General features: G+C 43.0%; 14 protein-coding genes, 4 pseudogenes and 2 CRISPR repeat arrays. Of the genes and pseudogenes, 15 read left to right on the top strand and 3 right to left on the bottom strand.

Going from position 1 to position 22,777, the window contains the following annotated elements:
• Window positions 1-38 precede the first annotated feature (38 nt).
• The 3 genes and pseudogenes from PGRAN_RS07845 to PGRAN_RS07835 all read left to right on the top strand — a co-directional run.
• Window positions 39-584 carry a hypothetical protein gene (locus PGRAN_RS07845; protein WP_036066310.1) on the top strand — a complete coding sequence of 182 codons (546 nt, stop codon included), beginning with the start codon at window positions 39-41 and terminating at the stop codon, window positions 582-584.
• A gap of 57 nt (window positions 585-641) precedes the next feature.
• Window positions 642-1,100 carry a DUF2247 family protein gene (locus PGRAN_RS07840; RefSeq protein ID WP_206537358.1) on the top strand — a complete coding sequence of 153 codons (459 nt, stop codon included), beginning with the start codon at window positions 642-644 and terminating at the stop codon, window positions 1,098-1,100.
• Window positions 1,101-1,701: 601 nt separating this feature from the next.
• Window positions 1,702-3,000: pseudogene (locus tag PGRAN_RS07835) on the top strand (type I restriction enzyme endonuclease domain-containing protein); the annotation flags it as partial.
• A 169-nt stretch (window positions 3,001-3,169) separates the two neighbouring features.
• Here PGRAN_RS07835 and PGRAN_RS07830 read toward each other — a convergent pair.
• On the bottom strand, window positions 3,170-4,114 hold the full coding sequence (locus PGRAN_RS07830; RefSeq protein ID WP_036066309.1) for an amidohydrolase family protein: 945 nt from the start codon (window positions 4,112-4,114) through the stop codon (window positions 3,170-3,172).
• Window positions 4,115-4,129: 15 nt separating this feature from the next.
• Window positions 4,130-4,966 carry an alpha/beta hydrolase gene (locus PGRAN_RS07825; RefSeq protein WP_036066308.1) on the bottom strand — a complete coding sequence of 279 codons (837 nt, stop codon included), beginning with the start codon at window positions 4,964-4,966 and terminating at the stop codon, window positions 4,130-4,132.
• Window positions 4,967-5,101: 135 nt separating this feature from the next.
• Here PGRAN_RS07825 and PGRAN_RS15650 point away from each other — a divergent pair, with 135 nt between their 5' ends.
• From PGRAN_RS15650 to PGRAN_RS16265, 3 genes are all read left to right on the top strand, one after another.
• Window positions 5,102-5,662, top strand: coding sequence for a TetR/AcrR family transcriptional regulator (locus PGRAN_RS15650; RefSeq protein ID WP_051998503.1), 561 nt, complete (start codon window positions 5,102-5,104; stop codon window positions 5,660-5,662).
• 177 nt (window positions 5,663-5,839) lie between these two features.
• Window positions 5,840-6,229 (top strand): hypothetical protein, encoded by a 390-nt coding sequence (locus PGRAN_RS16270; RefSeq protein WP_051998502.1) that lies wholly within the window; start codon window positions 5,840-5,842, stop codon window positions 6,227-6,229.
• Complete coding sequence (locus PGRAN_RS16265; RefSeq protein WP_051998501.1) at window positions 6,226-6,504, top strand: hypothetical protein; 279 nt, start codon at window positions 6,226-6,228, stop codon at window positions 6,502-6,504. Before PGRAN_RS16270 ends, PGRAN_RS16265 begins: the two co-directional genes overlap by 4 nt.
• A 280-nt stretch (window positions 6,505-6,784) precedes the next feature.
• On the opposite strand, the gene PGRAN_RS07810 is transcribed toward PGRAN_RS16265, so the two are convergent.
• Window positions 6,785-7,678, bottom strand: a complete 894-nt coding sequence (locus tag PGRAN_RS07810; protein WP_036066306.1) for a LysR family transcriptional regulator — start codon at window positions 7,676-7,678, stop codon at window positions 6,785-6,787.
• 224 nt (window positions 7,679-7,902) lie between these two features.
• Here PGRAN_RS07810 and gltB point away from each other — a divergent pair.
• From gltB to PGRAN_RS07765, 9 genes and pseudogenes are all read left to right on the top strand, one after another.
• A pseudogene (gltB, locus tag PGRAN_RS07805) lies at window positions 7,903-12,497 on the top strand (glutamate synthase large subunit).
• Between the two features lie 177 nt (window positions 12,498-12,674).
• Window positions 12,675-14,144, top strand: a complete 1,470-nt coding sequence (locus PGRAN_RS07800) for a glutamate synthase subunit beta (RefSeq protein ID WP_036066304.1) — start codon at window positions 12,675-12,677, stop codon at window positions 14,142-14,144.
• A 210-nt stretch (window positions 14,145-14,354) separates the two neighbouring features.
• A CRISPR array of direct repeats spans window positions 14,355-14,704; the repeat unit is 29 nt.
• A 635-nt stretch (window positions 14,705-15,339) separates the two neighbouring features.
• Window positions 15,340-15,692: direct repeats of the CRISPR family, unit length 29 nt; unit sequence GTTTTATCTAAGTATTGTGTAATGTAAAT.
• Window positions 15,693-15,932: 240 nt separating this feature from the next.
• The gene (locus PGRAN_RS07795) at window positions 15,933-16,235 is read left to right on the top strand and encodes a carboxymuconolactone decarboxylase family protein (RefSeq protein WP_036066303.1); all 303 of its coding nucleotides are present in this window, start codon (window positions 15,933-15,935) and stop codon (window positions 16,233-16,235) included.
• A 1-nt stretch (window position 16,236) separates the two neighbouring features.
• A complete protein-coding gene (locus PGRAN_RS07790) occupies window positions 16,237-16,815 on the top strand; it encodes a histidine phosphatase family protein (RefSeq protein WP_036066302.1) in 579 nt (192 codons plus the stop codon).
• A gap of 73 nt (window positions 16,816-16,888) precedes the next feature.
• Window positions 16,889-17,872 (top strand): Gfo/Idh/MocA family protein, encoded by a 984-nt coding sequence (locus tag PGRAN_RS07785; RefSeq protein ID WP_036066378.1) that lies wholly within the window; start codon window positions 16,889-16,891, stop codon window positions 17,870-17,872.
• A 98-nt stretch (window positions 17,873-17,970) separates the two neighbouring features.
• Window positions 17,971-19,108 (top strand): annotated as a pseudogene (locus PGRAN_RS07780) (DEAD/DEAH box helicase).
• Window positions 19,109-19,313: 205 nt separating this feature from the next.
• Window positions 19,314-21,995, top strand: a complete 2,682-nt coding sequence (locus PGRAN_RS07775; RefSeq protein ID WP_036066300.1) for a sigma-54-dependent transcriptional regulator — start codon at window positions 19,314-19,316, stop codon at window positions 21,993-21,995.
• 166 nt (window positions 21,996-22,161) lie between these two features.
• Entirely contained in the window at window positions 22,162-22,470 is a 309-nt protein-coding gene (locus PGRAN_RS07770; RefSeq protein WP_077914631.1) for a PTS sugar transporter subunit IIB, read from the top strand.
• Window positions 22,471-22,547: 77 nt separating this feature from the next.
• Window positions 22,548-22,777 (top strand): annotated as a pseudogene (locus PGRAN_RS07765) (PTS sugar transporter subunit IIC); the annotation flags it as partial.

The raw sequence follows: 22,777 nt of genomic DNA, 5'->3' as shown, positions 1-22,777 counted from the left end.
ATGGATAAAGGAAACTGCGAAGAAGAGGACTGATATACATGTTAGATGAGCAAGTGAGAAATATCATTGATACGTATTACAATGGTGAAAATGCAGATTTATATATAAGAAAGTCATCAGAAAAAATAGAGTTACCAGTAAATGTAGTTAGTTTTTGCGAGTCAAATAATGTTGAAGTGAAATGCATGACAGACTATGAAAATCCATCAGATCAGTGGTACTTTACCATGGGACAATATAAAGAAGATGGCTTTAAGATTGAGTATACGTCTATTCTAACCATTTCTAAACTAGCCAATATCTACGGATTAGATCATAGATTTAAAGTATTGAATAGAGACCCCGAAAAGATTGCTCCGGTGTTAATCGGGGACGCTGAGGAGACTTTTAGCTTTACACAGTTTGACTTTGAGGAAATAATCAAGCAATGTTTTGAGGAGATTGGCTATACGCGAATGTTCTGGAGAGACTCTGAAAGAAGAATTGAAGGCGTGAATTTTGCGGAAGGTGTGACTATATTTGGGCCGGATGTGACGCAAGGTGATATTTTATTTAGAGATGTGTTAGAAATCCTGCCTGATTAAAATTTGAGGTGAGCATAAATGAATTCATTCGACATAAAAATACAGTATGATTTTGCTGTGAAATTGGTAGTTTTAGATTGGAGTTTTATTCATTTCGGTATTAAAAATGGCTTCTTTGATGAAAGTGTTGCAATTGAATATGCAATATCGGAGGTAGAGGACGGAAAAGTAACATTTGATAAGGTTTTAGAAATCAGCTTTTTGCTCAAAGGGGAATCGGTTTTTCCTTTTATTGAGGAATTGGCGAGTAGCGAATGCGTTCATGAAGACGAATTGAAAGAAAAGCTGCTATTCATCATAATGCAATGGTTGTTTGATACAAGACAGGAATTTGAAGATCCATTGGGAATGGTAGAAGAAATATACGCGGATTTTGATTATCCAGAGAAGATCGCGACAATTGTTCGATATATGCCAGGTTCTGAGGGAGAAACAGGTTTTGGAGAGGATAATCTTGAATTAAGATGGATCGAATATTTGGCTGAGGCGTGCGTTGAATATGGAAGGGAAAAGTAGAGACATCATTTCTTAAAAAAACTAAAAGTTAGCCCAATATCCGAATTAATCTTGTTTGCAAGGAATAAATCTAAGTGAGAGTGCGGCAACGATTCTTCATACTCACTGTCATCGGTGTTTGATAAAAAAGAAAATCATATCATTGTATAAATCGGTGTAGACGGTAGAACTTCCGCTGAGTAAAAGATAATTATTTACGCGATCTATATCTAATTTTAGTGTTGCATCTTTATAGTAGTATTTGTCGTAAAAGACTTTTTCGGGTTCTAAAGTATAGTTCAGGCGAAATGATTCAGGCTTGATATACTTGACTTGGTTTAGCAGCTCTCTTAATTCTTTAAAACTGACTTGTTGTTTGCGATGCTTAATGATGATGTTCGTCGATTCCCAATCTTCTGGTGTTGAAATTAGTGGTGACTCCAGGTTTATGCCTTTTGGAGTTGGTATTATGAAGATTCCTGTTGTTGATGTGCTGAGATATTTTAATATACCGGCTAAATTGGCGTAAAACGATGCGGTTCCACTAATCCAACAATCTGTCTTTTTATTGAGATACCATTCTTGTTGAAGGAAATGCGGAATATATAGATAGGCGTTTAATGAGTGGCAGCCTTTTGTCGGAACAAAATCAAAGCGTGAAAAGCTAGCTAATAGGATGAAAGATGAGCTGGATCCTCTACAGATTGTTATAGTTGTAGATATGTGGTTGACTGGATTTGATGTTCCAAGTATGAACACGATGTATATTGATAAAACGATGGAAAGTCATAATTTAATGCAAGCGATTGCGCGAGTAAACCGAGTATTTAAGGATAAGACTGGTGGGCTTGTGGTTGACTACATTGGGATTGCTGATAATTTAAAAGAGGCGATGAAGGAGTATACACCAAGTGATAGGCAGCAAGCAGGTATTGATACAAATGCAGTTGTCAATCTGTTGTTGGAGAAATATACACTAATAACCGAGATGTTGCATGGTCATAATTATTCTCGATTTAACTCTAGCAAGGCTGCGGTTCGGGAAGTTACGAGGATTCAAGCAATGGATTTTATATTGGGTAAAGGCAAGGAAGAGACGAAGAGATTTAGAGATACCGTTCAAGAATTAGCACGAACTTTTTCGCTATGTGCAACGGAAGCAGAAGCAAGGAGAATTAATGCGGAAGTAGGTTTTTTTAAAGCTGTAAAAAAATCACTTGAGTCGATAAATGTCGCGGGTACTAGAAAATCAAGTAGACAAGTGGATGCTGAATTGAAGCAATTAGTTTCAAAATCGGTAATTTCTGAGGAAGTTGTGGATATTTACCAAACGCTGGGTGTAGAAAAACCAGATTTATCGATACTTTCGCCTGAATTTTTAGAAGAAGTTCGAATTTTGCCAGAGAAAAACGTTGCAATTGCTTTGTTAGACCGATTATTAGAAGGCAAAGTAAAAGCTATCAAGAGGACGAATATTGTACAAGCAAGAAAATTCTCAGAACTGCTTGAAGTAGCCATTGAAAAGTATAATCGGCGCTCAATCGAGACAGCGAAGGTTATTGAAGAGTTGATTGAGCTTGCGAAAGAGATGAATCAAGCGCAACAACGAGGAGAAGTTGGTTTGTCATTGGAAGAAACAGCTTTCTATGATGCTCTAACAGACCATAATACGGCAAAAGAGGTTCTAGGTGATGACACGCTTAAATTAATCGCACATGAGCTCACAAAGGCTATCAAGGCCAATATGAGCATTGACTGGAATTTAAAAGAATCCGCGAGAGCACAAATGAGAAAAGTGGTTAAACGGTTACTTCGGAAATATGGTTATCCGCCTGATATTCAAGAAGATGCAGTGAAGGTAGTAGTAAATCAAGCGGAGTTAATGGCAGGAAATATTGATTTGGATGGAGGATTCATATAAATCGAGTTATTTTTCTCTTCAAATAGACGAGGATGAGAAATCTGTTGGAGTGCTACAAATGGTGTAAGAAAGTGCAGCGTTTAGCACCATATCGCAAATATAGACGGTAAAGAGGAGCAAAGCAATTTAAAAACATTGCCTCGCTCCTTTTTAATTTATAATAATTCAATCAACGCCCTAAAAGTTTCTGCGCGTTCTCAAAAAACAATTTCTGCTTAAACTCCACAGAATACAAATCACTTTCCTCCAACACGCTAGCCAAGTGCAATACCGCAGGCGTTGGTGTGTAAGGCGTATCAGACGCATAAATAAGTTTTTCAGCATCTACAAAATCCATCAATGCCGGCAATTGTTGCGGCAATACAAATCCTGCCACATCAAAATATAAATTTTTCATAACACCCTTAAGGTTAACTTGCGCGTCTGTCAATGCAGGATTCAGCGCTTGTGCTAAACCAACACGTTCAACAAGTAGTGAGAGAACAGCGCCACCATGCGGAATAATGAATCGAATATCTGGGTAACGAGTGAAGATTTCATTTTGAAGCATATTCATTACTGTGCGTGTTGTATCAAAGAAGAACTCCATAATCGGTGTTGGAATCTCTCCAGCAACATTTTTGTCATGTGCCCACGGTTCGTTAGGGTGAATAGCAACGATGGCCGCCCGCTCATTCAATCGAGCCATAATCGCATCTAATCTAGCGTCGCCAAGATAGACACCATGAGCGTTTGTCGGAAGTGTAAAGCCAATGGCATGTTGCTCATCTAACGCCGTATCAATGGTTTCTAAGCTTGCTTGAATGTATGGAATAGGCAACGATGCAAAGAAGCCTATTCTTTCTGGGTAGGTTGCTTGTTGAAGCGCGCCGTAGCTGTTCACTTCATGAATCAATGCAATCGTACTTTCTTTTTCACCGGTATTAGGGTGGGGAGAAGAAATTGAAATAACGGAATAATCAATATTAGTTTGTGCCATAATATCGAGCGTTGTCTCCATTTCATATGCTGGCGTCTTTACACCATCACCCATGTCGTCAAAATAATCATACAGAAATTGTTTGTAACCAGGGGAAAGATAATGCGCATGTAAATCTATTTTTTTGTAAGTCATATTTTCAACCTCCTTTTAACGGAAAAGTGCCATTAGTGTTGTTGCAAAGCCTTCTGGTTTCTGAATGTAGCCCAAGTGTGCACCTGGTATATCGTAAATAGGTAAATCTAAATAATCACTGATAACGTGCATGACGTCTTGAGGGAACGAACCTTTTGAATCGGTACCATTCAATAAGCGAATTTTGTCGCGGTGTTGTTTGAAAGCATTAAAATCAATTTCACGACTCGTATATTGGCGAATTTCATAACGGAACCAATAATCTATACCTTGCACTTCTGGGTTATCCATATCGCTTAAATCAACGCCAGGTCGTGCCATCATTTTTTTGTCTAATTCTACAGTGCGCATGGCTGTCGCGAATTTTTCCATACCAAGAGCAAAGTTTTCCGTTAAAGCAGTTGTAGTAATTTCAGCGTTAATGTCTTGCCATTTCTTTGCAGCTGGTAAAAGTGTATTGATAGGTGATTCATGGAAGGCTATTTGCTTCACAATCTCGGGGAAATCCTGCAATGTTTCCATAGCTACAATAGAACCTGACGAGGAGCCCATAATGAATACTTGTTCCTCACCACTTACGGCTTGTGCTAATGCTGCAACATCAGCGGCATCTGTCTTCAAGCGGTATGTACTGTGGGTATCAGCTGCTTCCTGTGGCATATCTTCTGTTAATGTGCTTTGACCAAAACCGCGACGATCGTAAGTAATGACATTAAAATGCTCTTTCAGGAACATGCTAGCCGGCTTAAAAATGTCGCCAGTCCCATTAGCACCAGGGATTAAAATTAAAGTAGGTCCTTGTCCAGATATCTCATAAAATAAATTTGCTCCATCACATGTCAAAATTGCCATAACATATCGCTCCTTTAAGCTTTTTTGTAAATCAACATCAAAAACTCATGCCATGAGTTGAATGATTTATAAGCGTAGTATACACTCATGGTATGAGTTAGTCAACATATTGTATTTTAGGGGGCAGGGAATGGTATGAAACGTCGAGGACTGACGCGTGAAGTAGTTTTAGAAAAGGCGCTAGAAATCGCTTATGAAAAGGGGTTTCGCGAACTTACCTATAACGGACTAGCGCGTGAACTTTCTGTACAACCACAATCACTTTATCGATGGGTTAGTAATATTGCGGATGTTAAAAGCAGTGTTTTGACCAATTATTTGAGTAGTTTAGTAGGTGCGCTACAAGCAGAGCTCGAGAATTATTCTGGGAAAGAGGCGTTAGAAATTTTTGCAAAGCGCTTTTCTGAATTTGTAGAGGCTGATTCGATTGATCGGTTCAATGTGATGGATATATTAAGCGGCTTGACGGAATACGGGCACCTAGAAATGGTTAACGAAGTATTGCAGAACCTGCGAGAACTTGCGCTTAAACCGGTGAGGGAACTAACGAAGGATCCATCTAATACTCATTTGAACGAGTTACTTTTTCTGAATGTTGTCATTGGATATATCACATTGGCGAGCACCGGTTTACAACCAGCGGATTCCAAACGTGCTTTTCAAGAAAATATCCAACGCATTATCGCATTATTTTGATTCGCTAAAACTAGTTATTTTCTTCAAAATACCCCAACAAAAAATCACGGAACAGTGTCTCAGACGGGGACATGTTCCGTCTTTTTGTCGTGATTCTCCCAAACTTACAATATCGTCACTCAAAGAAAGCGTTTTCGTGATATAGTAAAGATATCTCAAAAGAGGAGATGTAAGGATATGAAAACAGAAAAAGTCATAAAATTATTAGCGCCTATTATGGCCGCCACAACAATCATCAGCCCACTGTTATCCACAACAACCACATTTGCTTCTGAAAACACAATGAGTCCCACTAATGAAACCAATAAGATAGTACTAGAAAAAGATAGTAATACAAGATATCATATTTTTGATAAAGAAATGGATCGTAGCGAAGTAATTGAATTTAATAAGGGTTTTACATCTGCAACCATCACCAACGAAGATGGAACGATTGATTGGCTAACAAAGTCTGAAAATGGGAACATATATTTAAATGGAGAACTATATGCAGAGAAAGTTTATGAGCCAGTACTTACGGAAAATAAAAAATTTACTAAAGAGCATCAAACGGTTATCAATACGTGACAACGTTTAAAACAAAACAATCTGTATATCGTAATACAGCAGCTCTAGCAGCCACGCTTGCTGGGTTCATGGGTGGTCCTGTGGGCTACTTTATGGGAGCCGCGGGTGTTATTGAGGGATTAAGAAATTATGGTGCAAAAGAAGTGTATATAAAGATGGTTCAATATTACAATCCGTATACGCATATGGTACAAAATAAGATGTATTTTTATAAAAACGCTAACTACACTAATTTAATCAAGAGCTATACGGAAACGCATCGATTATTTAGTTAATTTAGAAAAAGGATAGGTGATTAAAGTGAGCAAATGGTACGCATCAAAGCTAAGTTTAGTTGGTTTAACAATACTATGGTCAATCTTATTAATCATCACTTTAGTTAATTATTTTCATGATAAGTCAGTATTCCAACTTATTATGACAGTAGTGGTTATTCTCGTTATTATTGCTAACTTTGGGTATTATTTCAAGGCCAATAAAAATAGGTCGAATTGAAAAAAAGAGTTGTAGAACGAACTAGGGTATGAATAGCTCGTTCCTTTTTTATGGAATAAATCATTTCTCCTCTTCAAAATACCCCAACAAAAAATCACGGAACAGTGTCTCGGACGGCGACATGTTCCGTCTTTTTGTCGTGATGATCCCAACGGACCGCCGCAACTCCTGGTCCATCAACGCAATACTCCGCGTCTCTTTAAATATCGCCCCATCCAAAATCATCTCCGGCAAAATGCTGATGCCAAGTCCCGCGCCAACCAATCCCTGAATCGTATGGAAATCGCGGCTTTGAAAAATTGTCTCGAGCTCAATGCCTTTCATCCGCGCTGTATCTTCCACCAAATGATACAAATCGAAATCTTGCGGGTACAAAATAAATTTCTCGTCCGCCAAATCTTTAAGCGCAACCGAATGTTCCCCAGCCAATCGATGCCCACTTGGCACAATCAATCGCAATTTCTCATCAAAAAAACGATGCGGCATAATCTCGTCATCTTCTTCTGGAACCGGCGATAAAAACGTGACATCAAGCGCGCCAGTCACTAACATCTGCTTCAAATCGCGATTCGAACCTTCCATAAAACGATACGTAATTTGCGGATACTTTTCTCGAAACGCGGAAATAACGGCGGGCAGAACTTTTGTGGCAATCGAGTTTGGCAGTCCAATTCGAATTTCGCCAATCGTTGGGTCGGCGTATTCTTCCACGATCGCCTGGGCTTTTTGCAATTCTTGGAGGCCGATTTTGGCTTGGCGCAAGAAATCCTGACCTACTGCTGTCAGTTGCATGTTGCGGCCAATCCGGTCGAACAGCTTGATTCCGAGCTCTTCCTCGAGTTTTGTTATCTGTCTACTCACGGCAGATTGGGCGACGTGTAAATTCTCCGATGCTTGGGTCATATGTTCAACGCGCGCGACTTCGATAAAGTACTTTAATTGTCGTAATTCCATTGCTTGCCTCCGATCTATCTCGAAATGAGATTGTTTTATTCTATTATATATATTGTTTCGATAAATGAAAAGGATTAAAATAGACATTACACTAAAACGTTACAAACTAGAAATTAATGGGTAGAATATAGAACGGGATGGAAATACATAATTACGGTCAGTTAGTTGGGGATCGAATTATCTGAACTCTTAAAAAATAGATTGCGGTACGAGGAGGAATTAGGATGAAACAGACGAATATGCCTGAAAAACATGGATTGTACGATCCGAAAAATGAACATGATGCTTGTGGTATTGGTTTTGTAGCGAATATTAAAGGGCGTTCTTCGCATAAAATTGTCGAGCAGGGAATTCATATGCTTTGTCAGCTGAAACATCGTGGCGGCGAAGTTGGCGGCGATACGGGCGATGGTGCGGGGATTCTTCTGGAAATTTCGGACGACTTCTTCCGCGATGCTTGTGCGCACATTGATATTGTATTACCTGAAAAATATCATTATGCGGTGGGGATGTTTAATTTCCCACAAAACACGGCACAACGTAAAATTTTACAGGCGGCGACGGAGTGTTACATCGAACAAGAAGGGCAAACATTCTTAGGATGGCGCAAGTTGCCGACGGACGTGACGAAGGTTGGACTAGGTGCGCAAAAAACGGAACCCGCGGTGTATCAACTTTTTATCGCGAAGGATGAGGCGCTGGATGAGGAAGCTTTTGAGCGGAAATTATACTTAATTAGGAAACAAGTCGAGAATTTTGCGATGGGCGATGCGCGGATTACGGAAACGTTTTATGTGCCGAGTTTGTCGACGCGGACGGTTATTTTTAAAGGGATGTTGACGCCGGAACAGATTAATCAGTATTATTTGGACTTGGCGGATCCTGCTTATACGTCGGCTTACGCGCTGGTGCATTCACGTTTTAGTACGAATACGTTTCCGAGTTGGGAACGGGCGCATCCGTATCGTTATTTGATTCATAATGGGGAAATTAATACGCAGCGTGGGAATTTGAATTGGATGAAGGCTCGTGAGAAACGCGCGGAATCGGATTTATTTGGCGCGGATTTGGCGAAACTAATGCCTGTCATTGATGAGGATGGAAGTGACTCGGCGACGCTTGATAATGCGCTGGAATTCTTGGTGCAGACGGGGCGGACGTTGCCTCACGCGGCGATGATGTTGATTCCGGAGCCTTGGGATAAAAATAAGGCGATGACGGATCCAAAGCGGGCGTTCTATGAGTATCACAGTACGCTGATGGAGCCTTGGGATGGACCGACGTCGATTTCGTTTACGAACGGGCGCGTGATTGGGACCATTTTGGACCGGAATGGCTTGCGTCCTGCGCGTTATTATGAGACGAAAGACCACACGATTATTTATTCTTCGGAGACTGGCGTTGTGCCTGTTGCGCCGGAGGAAGTGATTCGCAAAGTGACGGTTGGCGCGGGTACGATGCTGTTAATTGATTTGGAAAAAGGCGAGATTATTTCGGATGATGTGATTAAATCGGAGTTGACGACGGAGCAGCCGTATCGCGAATGGCTGGACGCGGAGTTGACGGAGATTGGGACGTTGACGGACAAGGATCGTTTGGAATATATTTCATTGAATAAGAAGGACTGCTTCAAGTTGCAGCGGGCGTACGGTTATACACAGGATGAGCTGAGTAAAATCTTGATTCCGATGGTGACGGAGAAAAAGGATCCGATGGGGGCGATGGGTTACGATGCGCCGCTTGCTGTGCTTTCTTTCCGACCGCAGCTGTTGTTTAACTATTTCAAGCAGTTGTTTGCGCAAGTGACGAATCCGCCGATTGATGGTTTGCGTGAGGAGTCGGTTATTTCGACGATGACGTTGCTTGGAAATGAGGGCAATATTTTAAATCCGACGGCGCAAAATGCGAACCGAATCCGTTTGGAGACGCCGATCTTGTCTCGGAAACAGTATGCTTCGATTGCGCTTCAGAAGAAATTTGCGAAACCGACGGCGTTTATTAATGCATTATTTAGAGCGGAAGAAAAAGAGAATTTGGCGGAAGTGCTGGATCGACTTTTTGCGGAAGCTGATGCGAAAATTGAGGCTGGCGCGGAGTTGCTTGTGCTTACGGATGACGGCACGAACGATGAGTTTATTGGGATTCCGACGCTACTTATGACGAGTGGATTGCACCATCATTTGGTGAAACGGGGCACGCGGATGAAGATCAGCCTGATTGTGAAAACGGCGGAGGCTCGCGACGTGCATCATTGTGCGATGTTGGTTGGCTACGGTGCGGACGCGATTTTCCCGTACTTGGCGATCGATATGTTTGCGAATTTGATTAAAGATGGCCGGATTAAAGACTTTACGGTCGATGAGGCGGAGTCGCGTTACATTCAGGCGATTACGGACGGAATTTTGAAAGTCATGTCGAAAATTGGGATTTCTACCGTGCAAAGCTATCGGGGCGCGCAGATTTTTGAAGCGATTGGCATTGGCAACGATGTGATTGCGGATTACTTTCCAGGAACGGCGTCGCAACTCGGTGGGATTCCGCTTGAAGTCATTGCGCAGGAGTCATGGTTGCGTCATCGCGAGGCGTTTCACGATATCGGTTTCCAAGAGTTCACGCTGAACACGGGTGGCGAGTATCAATGGCGCTCGAACGGCGAATATCACGTTTTCAACCCGCTCGCGATCCATTCGTTGCAACAGGCGACGCGTGAAAATAATCGCGAAACGTACGATTTATACTCCGATTTAATGCAGAATCAAAATAACGCTTTCCTTCGTGGTTTGCTGACATTCAATTCACATGGTCGTAAGCCGATTCCGATTGATGAAGTCGAGCCTGCCGAAGCCATTTTCAAGCGGTTCAAGTCGGGCGCGATGTCTTACGGTTCGATCAGTCAAGAGGCGCACGAGTCGCTCGCGATTGCGATGAACCGAATTGGCGGGAAAAGCAACAGCGGGGAAGGTGGCGAAAATCCAGATCGGTTCGAGCGTGACGCAAACGGCGATTGGCGTCGGAGCGCGATCAAGCAAGTCGCATCTGGTCGGTTCGGCGTGACGAGTCACTATTTGGTAAACGCCGACGAGCTGCAAATCAAGATGGCGCAAGGCGCGAAACCAGGCGAGGGCGGTCATTTGCCAGGCGAGAAAGTATATCCGTGGATTTCGAAAACCCGCGGATCAACGACGGGCGTTGGGCTCATCTCTCCACCACCACATCACGATATCTATTCCATCGAGGATTTATCCCAACTTATTTTTGACTTGAAAAATGCCAACAAAGACGCGCGGATTAACGTGAAGCTCGTATCGAAAACGGGAATTGGCACGATCGCAGCGGGTGTTGCGAAAGGATTTGCCGACGTGATCTTGGTCAGCGGTTATGAAGGCGGAACGGGTGCAGCGGCGAGGAGCAGTATTCGCCATACAGGTGTTCCGTGGGAAATCGGCTTGGCGGAGACGCATCAAACGTTGCTGCTGAACGGTTTGCGCAATCAAGTGGTCGTGGAAACGGACGGCAAACTGATGACAGGCAAAGACGTACTAGTTGCCGCTATGCTCGGCGCGGAAGAATACGGATTTGCGACGGCACCGCTTGTGACGCTAGGTTGCGTGATGATGCGCGTGTGCCATATGGATACGTGTCCCGTCGGAGTGGCGACGCAGAACCCAGAACTTCGTAAAAAATTCGGTGGTTCCGCAGATTACGTCGTGAATTTTTTCAACTTCATTGTTGCTGAAATGCGCGAAACGATGGCTGAACTTGGTTTCCGTAGCCTTGAAGAAATTATCGGGCACAAAGAATATTTGGAGACCCATGAACGCAAGGAATCGCATTGGAAAGCGAAACATCTCGACTTTTCCAATATGCTATACACGGACGAATTTTACCAAAATCAAGTCCAGTTCTGCACGAAAGAACAAGACCATAAAATCGACCAAACGCTTGATATGCGCGAGTTGAAAGCCGTTGTGGCGCCTGCGATTGAACGCGGTGAGAAAGTCACAGGACGCTTCCCAGTTCGCAATATTGACCGCGCGATTGGCACGATTACCGGTTCTTATATCAGCAAGAAATACGGCGCGGCTGGCCTCCCAGAAGACACGATCGACCTAACCTTCACGGGAGCGGCTGGTCAAAGCTTCGGTGCCTTCGCTCCAAAAGGCATGACGCTGCGCATTGAAGGCGACGCGAACGATTACTTCGGAAAAGGGCTATCCGGCGCGAAACTCATCGTATCACCAGACGCGAAAACCCCGATTGTAGCGCATGATTCCGCGATTGTCGGAAATGTAACGCTTTACGGCGCAACAGACGGTGAAGCGTACATTCATGGAAAAGCCGGCGCACGATTTGCCGTTCGTAACAGTGGCGCAGACGTGGTTGTCGAAGGAATTGGCGATAACGGCTGTGAATATATGACTGGCGGAACCGTGGTTATCCTCGGCGAAACCGGTGAGAATTTTGCAGCAGGGATGTCCGGCGGGGTGGCTTACGTTTACGCCCCAGACCAAGCCCATTTCAATGCAAAAGTGAATCCAGAACTCGTGACGTGTCGAGGGATTACGACACCGCGCGAAGAACGGAAACTACGCGAACTTGTGGAAAATCACGTGCGCTATACTGACAGCGAATTTGCCCGCAAACTACTTGCAAACTGGGAACGCGAAATCACGAATTTCGTCTACGTTATCCCGAACGAATTTGAAATCATGCTAACCCGCATCGAAAAACTAGAAGCGAAGGCCAAACCCACGATGCCGCAGAGTTACAGGCTTTCTATGAGCACAAAGACGGACTTTTAGTTGAGGTAAGCAAATAGGAAGCAGAATCCGCTCGTTCAGCTCTGAAAAAAACTGGAGCGGCCGCAGTGAAAATCCTCTTTTGATTTTTGCGGAGGGCGTGAAGTTTTCGAAGAGCTAGCGGATGAAGCTAGACTGCGAACACTTGAAAGAGGCGCAGAGCTCAGAATAATTTCAAAATAAGGAGCTGAAAAACAATGGGAAAACCGACAGGATTTATCGAATATGACCGAATTCCAAGCCCGGTACGCGATCCACTCACACGGACGCGCGACTGGAACGAATACAGTTTACCAATGCCCGTAGTCGATTTACAAATACAAGCCGCGCGTTGCATGGACTGCGGCGTACCATTTTGCCACACAGGCGAAGAAATCAAAAACGGCGTGTCTGGATGCCCGCTACACAACCTGATTCCCGAGTGGAACGACGCCGTGTACCGCGGAGAATGGCGCGAAGCCTTAGATCTCCTTTTAAAAACAAATAACTTCCCAGAGTTCACCGGCCGCGTTTGCCCAGCACCATGCGAAGGCTCCTGCACCGTCGCGATTTCCGAACCAGCAGTCGGCATCAAATCGATCGAAAAAGCGATTATCGACCGCGGTTTTGAAGAAGGCTGGATCCAAGCCCAAGCACCGCAAAAAAGAACCGGGAAACGCATCGCCATTATCGGCTCCGGCCCAGCAGGACTCGCGTGCGCTGACCAACTAAACAAAGCCGCCCACAACGTCACCGTTTTCGAAAAAAGCGACCGAATCGGAGGCTTGCTCATGTACGGCATCCCGACAATGAAGCTCGAAAAAGACTCGATTAACCGTCGCGTCAACCTGATGGCCGAAGAAGGCGTCGAGTTCGTGACCAACATCGAAGCCGGAAAAGACATCCCAATGGCGCAACTAAAAGCCGAATACGATTCCGTCGTGCTAGCAACAGGTGCTGGAAATGCCCGCGACGTTAAGCTTCCAGGCCGCGACGCAAAAGGCATCCATTTCGCTGTTGACTACCTCACACAAAGCATCAAAGACAACCTCGACAATGGTGGCGTCCAAACCCTGTCCGCAGAAGGCAAAAACGTCATTGTGATCGGCGGCGGCGACACAGGCGCCGATTGCGTAGCCACAGCATTGAGACAAGGCGCGAAAAGCATCTACCAATTCGGCCTACGCGACAAACTTCCAGATTTGCGAGCCATTCAAAACCCGTGGCCACAATATCCAAAAGTGTTCCAAATGGATTACGCCCACAGCGAAGCAGAAGCAGTCTACGGCGCTGATCCACGTCAATACTTAGTAAACAGTACCGAATTCATCAAAAATGAAAAAGGAGAACTCACAGGATTGCGCACTATTGACGTTGACCACGTTGACGCCGAGCGAAACCTTGTTGAAGTTCCCAATTCCGAGAAAATTTGGGATGCCGAAATCGTGCTAATCGCAATTGGATTCGCCGGTGCGACCCCATCCATTTTCAAAGATTTCAAAGTGGCCAAAACAAACCGCCACACCATCGAGGCCGCCAAAGGATTTTACCGTACCGACGTCGAAGGCATCTTCGCATGCGGCGACGCAAGATATGGCCAAAGCCTCGTCGTAACCGCGATCAACGAAGGACGCGAAGCCGCCCGAGAAGTCGATTTCTACCTAATGGGCGAAACATTCCTACCATAAAAAAACAAGAAGGCTCAAAAATCTGTCGACCCCCAGTAGCGCAAAAACTACCGGTGATCGACAGATTTTCTTTATCGGTTGGTATGAATAGGATTAGACCGGTTTTGCAAAGAACGAGAGCAAGGTTAAGCTAACGAAAAAACGATTTTGTTGTCGATCGACAGATTAGGGCTCTTGAGGTATGATGGGAGTAGGACTAAAAAGGCACGGGTTTTATCTAAGTAATGTGAAATGTAAATCATTTGAGCTTGTCTATGTGACACTGCACGTTTAGTTTTATCTAAGTAATGTGAAATGTAAATATCGTTAAATCTTGTATTAACCCTTAATTTTTCAGTTTTATCTAAGTAATGTGAAATGTAAATACCACAACGGCAAGGCATTCTCCCGCTCTGCGAGGAGTTTTATCTAAGTAATGTGAAATGTAAATTGCCTTCTTTTGTGATCACAAACACAGAACCGAATTGTTTTATCTAAGTAATGTGAAATGTAAATTATGCAACTAAAACGCCTTTATCAACACCTGCGCCCGTTTTATCTAAGTAATCTGTAATGTAAATCCTATACGAGTTAGCAGAAGGTATAGCGCTACCATTAGGCTTTCTTAGCTATCGGGTTCATTCAACGTAAACCGAGAAGATACAAATGATACTATAACATACAAATAAGAATAAAATACCTATAATCTTTTTGTTGCGTTTTCCGCAAGTATTGTGTAGTCTAAGAAAGGAAGCAAAATAGCATCAATTTGGTAATCTAAATGGTGGGATAGTTATCAAAAAAATGCAAACATAGTCAAAGGTGGGATCGATATGAAAAAAGGGACGCCGGCTTGAACAGATCTGTTTACAATCCTAATTTATAAAATAGTACTATTTTCCTAGCGATCATCTCATGTATTATTTTTGTATTTTCAAGAAAAAAAGGCAAATAAAGTCGTAAAAATTGGCACGAATCAATATAAAAATAATAGAATCCATAAAGGGATAAATAGGCTCATCGAAATCTGTCGACCTCTAGTAGCGTAAAAACTACAGGAGATCGACAGATTTTGTTTAACTACTGGTATAAATGAGGTTAGGAAGGTTTTTTCGAATATTTCTACAGACTGAGACTGCTAAAAATTATGGCTTTGTTGTCGATCGACAGATTAGCCCCTTTGAGGTATGATGGGAGTAGGGCTGAAATGGGTATGGGTTTTATCTAAGTATTGTGTAATGTAAATGTATTTAATTTCATCAAGAAAATTGCAGATTTAACAGTTTTATCTAAGTATTGTGTAATGTAAATAAAATAGAATCAGGTGCATTGCGGAACTCTAAACTAGTTTTATCTAAGTATTGTGTAATGTAAATGTGGATACAGCAAGGAACATTATTAAAAGACTCATGTTTTATCTAAGTATTGTGTAATGTAAATATACGTGTATATAGCTTGCTTACATCGCTTCTCAAGTTTTATCTAAGTATTGTGTAATGTAAATATCGCTGAACTAGATTCAACGATGATTGCGATGTATGTTTTATCTAAGTATTGTGTAATGTAAATCTACTTGGCTGTAAGTTTGCCAATCCCTCTGCAATCGTTTTATCTAAGCAATTTATGATCCAGATATCCTCAAAACCGCGATTTTTCACAACAACAATCTTCATCAACCAAAATTCTGTCGCTCTCAGTAACTCAATCGTTACCGCAGAACGGCAGATTTTTTTATACCTGCTCCTCGCATAAAATTTGACTTGGAGTGCACTCCAATCTTTATACTGTTAGATAAAGGAGGAGGTAGGAATGACTGCTAGTAATGTGGCACAAGATAATCAAGATTACTTATTTCCAAATCAACAAATGAAACTAAGACTGACGGCGCTAATCATGAGGCGACGCGTGAGTGAATACAAAAGGATGCTAAACATGGCGCTTCAGATCGGCATAAAACCGGAAGAGGTGAAAGAACTTATCTATCAGGCGGCACCACATATTGGTCTAGAGCGGGTTTTCGATTTTTCGCAAATAACAAATGATATACTGGTAGCAAACGGTTTACTACGAGTGAGCCAGTGCACACTTGAAAATGGATACGGGGGAAAGTAAATTGAAGAAAACACTATATTTAATGAGACATGGCCAAACATTATTTAACGTACGTAAAAAAATTCAAGGATTTTGCGATGCACCGCTGACCGAATTAGGAATCCAACAAGCTAACATCGCGAGCAGTTATTTCAAAGATAATGGTATTGTATTTACGAAAGCCTACAGCTCCACATCCGAGCGGGCTTGCGACACGCTAGAACGGATCACGAATATGGACTATACACGACTAAAAGGACTGAAAGAATGGAATTTCGGCACGTTCGAGGGTGAGAGTGAGGACTTGAACCCGCCGCTCCCATATGGCGACTTTTTCGCAGGATTTGGTGGCGAACGAGAAATGGATTTCCGCGCGCGGCTTGTCGAAACGATGGAGTCCATCATGAGCCAAGAGAATCATGACGTCGTTTTGGCAATTTCACATGGCGCAGCTTGTGCCCAGTTCGCGCGGAATTGGGAAGCGACTAGCCAAATTGGGCCAATAAGTGGACTCAAAAACTGTTGTATTTTGAAATTTGAATATGAAAATAGTGCATTTACATTAGTGGACTTTATAAATCACGATTTTGCTAACGCCTAACCAATCTCTTCGCAAATTTTCCGGTTTTCCGCTATACTAAAGAGGAGAACACATGAAGAAGGGAAGTTTTGTGATGAAGCTTGGTATTATGGGAACGAATTGGATTACAGACGCATTTGTAGAAGGCGCGATTAACTCGGGAGATTGGGAGCTTTCAGCGGTTTATTCTCGCACGCTCGAAAAAGCATATGCCTTTGGTGAGAAATATAAAGTGGAAAACTATTTTGATGATATTGAATTGATGGCGGCATCGGATGTCGTGGACGCGGTTTATATTGCTTCGCCGAACGCGATGCATTACGAACATGCCCTACATTTCTTGCGTCACAAAAAACATGTCATCGTCGAAAAACCGATTTTCTCGACGGTTGCAGAATTAGAAGATGCGCATAAAATAGCAAAAGAAAATGGCGTTTTTCTTTTCGAAGCGGCGCGTCATATTCAAGAACCAAACTTCAAGATTCTCCAAGATAGCATCCAAAAAGTAGGGAAACTGCACGGTGCGACGCTTGCTTATATGAACTATTCGTCACGTTACGATAACGTGCTTGCAGGTGAAGAACCGAACATTTTTTCACTCCAATTTTCAGGTGGTTCGCTCGTGGACTTAGGTGTCTATCCGATGTACACGGCGGTTGCGCTGTTCGGAGTTCCTGAAAAAGCGACTTATTTTGCGACGAAATTGCGGACAGGTGTCGATGGTGGCGGTCCGGTTATTTTTGAATATCCAGACTTTACGGTGACAATTTTGCAAGCGAAGATGTCTCAATCTTTCTTACCAAGCGAAATATATGGCGAAAAAGGTACGCTTGTCATCGACCCGTTGACCGGCATCCAAAGCATTCAATACACCGATAACCACACGAAAGAAATAGAGGAGCTCGCGATGTCAACGATTCCAAACGACATGGAATTCGAAGCGACCGAGTTTGCCAGAATCATCACCGAAAAGGACACATTGGCGTACGAGGACTTAGAAGATCTAAGTAAAGCTGTACTCCAAATTTCGAATGACCTGCGCCATCAAAATGGTATTTGGTATAAAGTCGAAAAATAATAAGTTGAAACCAGATGATGCGAATTGTCTGGTTTTGTTGATTCTGCGAAAACATGGTATGATGGTACTACCTAATTTAGAGGAAAAAGGAGTTTACTATGAATATAAATGAAGTACCTGAAATCTGGGCCGAGCAGTGGAAAGCCCATAACTATGAAGCGATGACGGAGATTCAGCAGCAGTTATATACGCCGATTAAAGAGGGCCAAGACGTGATCGCGGTTTCGCCAACGGGAACGGGAAAAACGGTCGCATACACATTGCCGGCTATTGAGAAATTGGAAGTAAAACCACATACGCAATGGCTTATTTTAGCACCTTCGCATGAACTCGTGATGCAGATCGCCGATGTGGTACGTTCGTGGTTACCGGTTGGACTGAAAGTAGTCGGGATCATCGGTAGCGCCAACATCAAGCGCCAAATCGACAACCTCAAAAAGAAACCACAAGTCATTGTGGGATCGCCTGGTCGTGTTTTGGAGCTGATTAAACAGAAGAAAATCAAAATGCATGAAGTGAAAATGATTACGCTGGATGAGTGTGACCAGTTGCTCATTCGTGAAAATGTTCCGACTGTGCTTGAGATTGTGAACAGCGCCATGCGTGATCGTCAATTAGTGATGGCTTCAGCGACGAAATTGGACGATCCGATGATGTTTTACCGCAACAGTGAGATCGAGCCAGTCATGATTGAAGCGAAGGCTGAGGAAAGCAACGCCAATGTGAACCATCTTTACATGGATGTGGAGCAGCCGCGTGATAAAGCGATTTTACTGCGCCGGATATCTAATGTAGAAGGAATGCATGCGCTTGTTTTCGTGAAGGACAAGGTTCGGATGGACATCATTTTGGAGAAACTGCAATATGATGGTGTTGCAGCAGCTGGAATACACGGAGAAGTGGACAAAGAAAAGACGTAAAAAATACTTAGCGGCCTTCAAAAAAGCAGAATTGACGTACTTGATTGTTACCGATGTCGCCGCGCGCGGTTTGGACATTCCAGATTTACCGTTCGTCATCCACTGTGACGTGGCGATGGACGCGAAACAATACACACATCGCTCGGGGCGTACCGGTCGAATGGGTAAAGCAGGAACCGTCGTCTCATTTGCTAACGAGCGCGAAGCCCGCACACTGCGCCAATATTTGAAAGAACTGAACAAAGATCCGATTAAAGTTCGCTATTACGAAGGTGTTTTGACGGATGATTTTGAAACGAAGGCGAAACGTAAATAAAAAGAAACCCATGGAACCGAGTTTGCCAATGTGATGCGCTTTGTTTCATGTTTTTTTTGCTTATAATACCATTCATGAAGCTTCTTTCCTGAAACTGCAAATGTGGCAGTATATTTTACAGGCTATTGATTTTTTAGTTTGCCGAATCACCCTGATTACAGGTATAATGAGAAGTATAGAGCTTTTTAGTAAGGAGTCGGAACGCATGCTTAGTAGAAAAGATGAAGTTTTTAAGCTTCTTAATAGTGTGAATGGTAAGTTGACAGCAAATGATGTTGCTGAAAAATTACAAATGGATCGTGCTAATGCAAGTCGTTATTTAAATGAGCTTTTTAAAGAAGAGCAGATCGAAAAACTCCCTGGCAAGCCGGTTCTTTATCAAGCGTTTACACAAGCGGACGTAAAGTCGGGGATTGGGGGGACTCACTCCGCTTTTGATCGTTTAATTGGTTCTGCGCAAAGTTTGAAAGTGAGTATTCAACAAGCGAAAGCTGCTATTCTTTATCCGCCAAATGGTTTACATACACTGATTCTTGGGAAAACAGGTACAGGGAAGTCCTTATTTGCAGAATGCATGTATAAGTTTGCTCGGGAATCCGAGATGGTGGGCAAAAAAGCGCCGTTTGTATCATTTAACTGTGCGGACTATGCGCAAAATCCACAACTGCTTTTTGGTCACATTTTTGGGGTGATTAAAGGGGCTTATACCGGCGCGGAGCAAACACGTGAGGGCTTGCTTGCCAAGGCAGATGGCGGAATTTTATTCTTAGATGAGATTCACCGCTTACCACCGGAAGGCCAGGAAATGCTATTTACGTTTATCGATAAAGGCGAATATCGGCCGCTCGGGGAAAGTCAGGCAGTGCATACCGCGCAAGTACAAATCATTGGAGCAACGACGGAATCGCCAGACAATTTCTTGTTGGAAACTTTTACAAGGCGGATTCCAATGACGATCACGTTACCGCCACTCGCGGAACGGCAGTTAGAAGAACGCTACCAGTTAATCGAGTTTTTCTTAGGGCAAGAAGCGACGCGGTTGCACCAAACGATTCGAGTGCATCGTCAGGCGTTGATGGCATTTTTACTCTATCATGCTAGCGCCAATGTTGGTCAGCTACAACGCGATTTGAAACTGGCTTGTGCGAAGGCATTTCTGCATTATAAGACGAAGGCGACGAACTACATTTTAATTGAGCAGGATGATTTGCCGATCTATGTGCAAAAAGGTTTGCTTCATTTGAAAGACGAGCCGGAGAAGATGAACCGGTTGATTGATGTGAACAAGACGATTTTTAAATTTTATGATACGAGTGAAGCGAATGATATCGCGATTGAAGATGTGGATGATGTGTATCAAGCGATTCAGACGAAGGCCGATCAGCTGATGAAAGAGGGAAAAGATCAGTCGGAGCTTGAGGAAGCGCTCTACATGGATGTTGATCAATATTTTCACGAATATATGGGACAACTTCCAACGCAACAATCGGCCAAGGACATTATTGGTCCTGAGGTTTGGGAGCTCACCGATCAAGTTTATCATTTGGCCGAGGAACGACTAGACCGTAAATACAATGAAAAAATGCGATTCGCGTTTGCACTTCATTTACAGAGTACGATTGAGCGGATTCGGGAACAAAAACATATTGTCCATCCTGATTTGAATAATATCCGTAAGAAATACTCGAAGGAATTCCAGGCTGCGATTGATATTTCGGGATTACTTGAGCAAGCCCTAGGCATCGAGATTCCCTTTGATGAAATTGGTTTTTTGACGATGTTCTTAACAGAAGAGGTCGTGGAATCGATTTTTACACAGGAGGCGCAAGTTGAGGTTATCGTGATGATGCATGGCCGATCTACAGCCACAAGTATGGTCGAAACGGTGCAGGAACTTCTGAATATCGAAACAGGCACCGCGATGGATATGCCGCTATCGATGGAAGTAAAAGTGATGTACGAGAAAGTAAAGGCAAAAGTGAAGCAACTAAATCCGACGAAAGGCGTCCTCATTTTATCAGATATGGGTTCGCTGACATCGTTTGGGAATATGATGACCGAAGAACTCGGGATTCGCACGAAGACGGTCAGCATGACGAGCACACCAGTTGTGCTTGAAGCGATCCGCAAAGCCTCACTTGGACGTGGGCTCGAAGATATCTATCAGAGCTGCCAACAACTTTTTGAAAATAAATATAAGGCGCAAATTTTGCGAACAAAACCGACGAAGAATGCCGTTATCTTTACTTGTTTTACAGGAGAAGGTGTCGCAGAGCAATTGCGAGCCCGTGTGGCGCCAGTGATTGATGAATCGAAAGTCGAAATCATTGTTTTGCAGTTTTTGCATAAAGAAGCTTTCCGCGAACGCATCGACCAATTGATGGAGGAATACAACATCTTGGCGATCATGGGTTCCGTTGCGTTCCAATATCGCGATATTCCGTATTTCAGCGCGTTGGAAGTATTTTCTGATGGCGGGTTGGACATCGTGAAACGCATTATCAACGATGAAGTGCCGTACGAACAACTGATTTCTTCATTAGAAGGCAACCTAAAAGAAGTGGATTCCCCAGAACAACTCGTGTACTTCTTGCGCAAAATCATTTCGGAATTACAAGTCCAAATGAACTTAGTGCTCGAACCGGGTGTTGATATCGGCATCATCTTACATTTAGCGTTCCTGGTGGAGCGAATGAAGCTCGGTGGCGTGGATCGTGAATTCCCGAATATTGATGAATTCACGAAGAAACACATGATTGAAATGCAGATTACCCAACAGATGATGGAAAATATAAATATTGAGTATAGTATTATTGTCCCTCAGTCAGAAATCGCTTATTTGACGCAAATGATGACGGCGAACAAAGTGATCACAAAAGAACAGTGACGCAACAAGAGCAAGTGTGTACATATTTTACACACTTGCTCTTTATGCATGTGTAAGCAACAAAACCGCGATTTGACGCATTTTCTGCCTAATTTAAAGTTGGCACGGAACTTGCATTTATAGATAGTGAGGTTTAAGAAATAGCGTTTAGGGAGGATGAATCGAAGTGAAAACAATCATGTTAGTTTGTTCCGCGGGAATGTCAACCAGTTTACTCGTCACAAAAATGGAGAAGGCGGCCGAGGATAGAAATCTCGAAGCTACGATTTTTGCAGTATCTGAAGCGGAGGCGCCAGATAATATTGACAAGATCGACGTCTTATTACTTGGGCCACAAGTGAGGTTTTTAGAAAGCAAGTTCAAGAAAAAACTAGAGCCGTTTGGAAAACCAGTTGCAGTCATCAACAGTATTGATTATGGTATGATGAATGGTGGCAAAGTATTAGATCAAGCTTTACAATTACTTGGGGAATAAGCGGTACATCGTGACTGCTTAAATATAGGAGGGGACGATTGTCTCATCCAAATTAAAAATTATTGGGGGAATTACAAATGAATGGTTTTATCGCATTTATGGAAAAATATTTTATTCCGTATGCAGCCAAAGTTGGAGGGCAGCGCCACTTAGTCGCTATCCGTGATGGTTTCATCTCAACTATGCCATTAATGATCTTGGGGTCATTAGGGACATTGATCAACAACTTACCAATCCAAGCTTACCAAGACTTTATGAATAATTTATTCGGGGAAGCACTTTGGAAATCTTTTGGGGGAATATTTGG

The sequence above is a fragment of the Listeria grandensis FSL F6-0971 genome (assembly GCF_000525835.1).
Taxonomy (GTDB): domain Bacteria; phylum Bacillota; class Bacilli; order Lactobacillales; family Listeriaceae; genus Listeria_A; species Listeria_A grandensis.
Note: the sequence above shows the minus strand (reverse complement) of the source record. Positions and strands in the feature narration are given on the sequence as shown.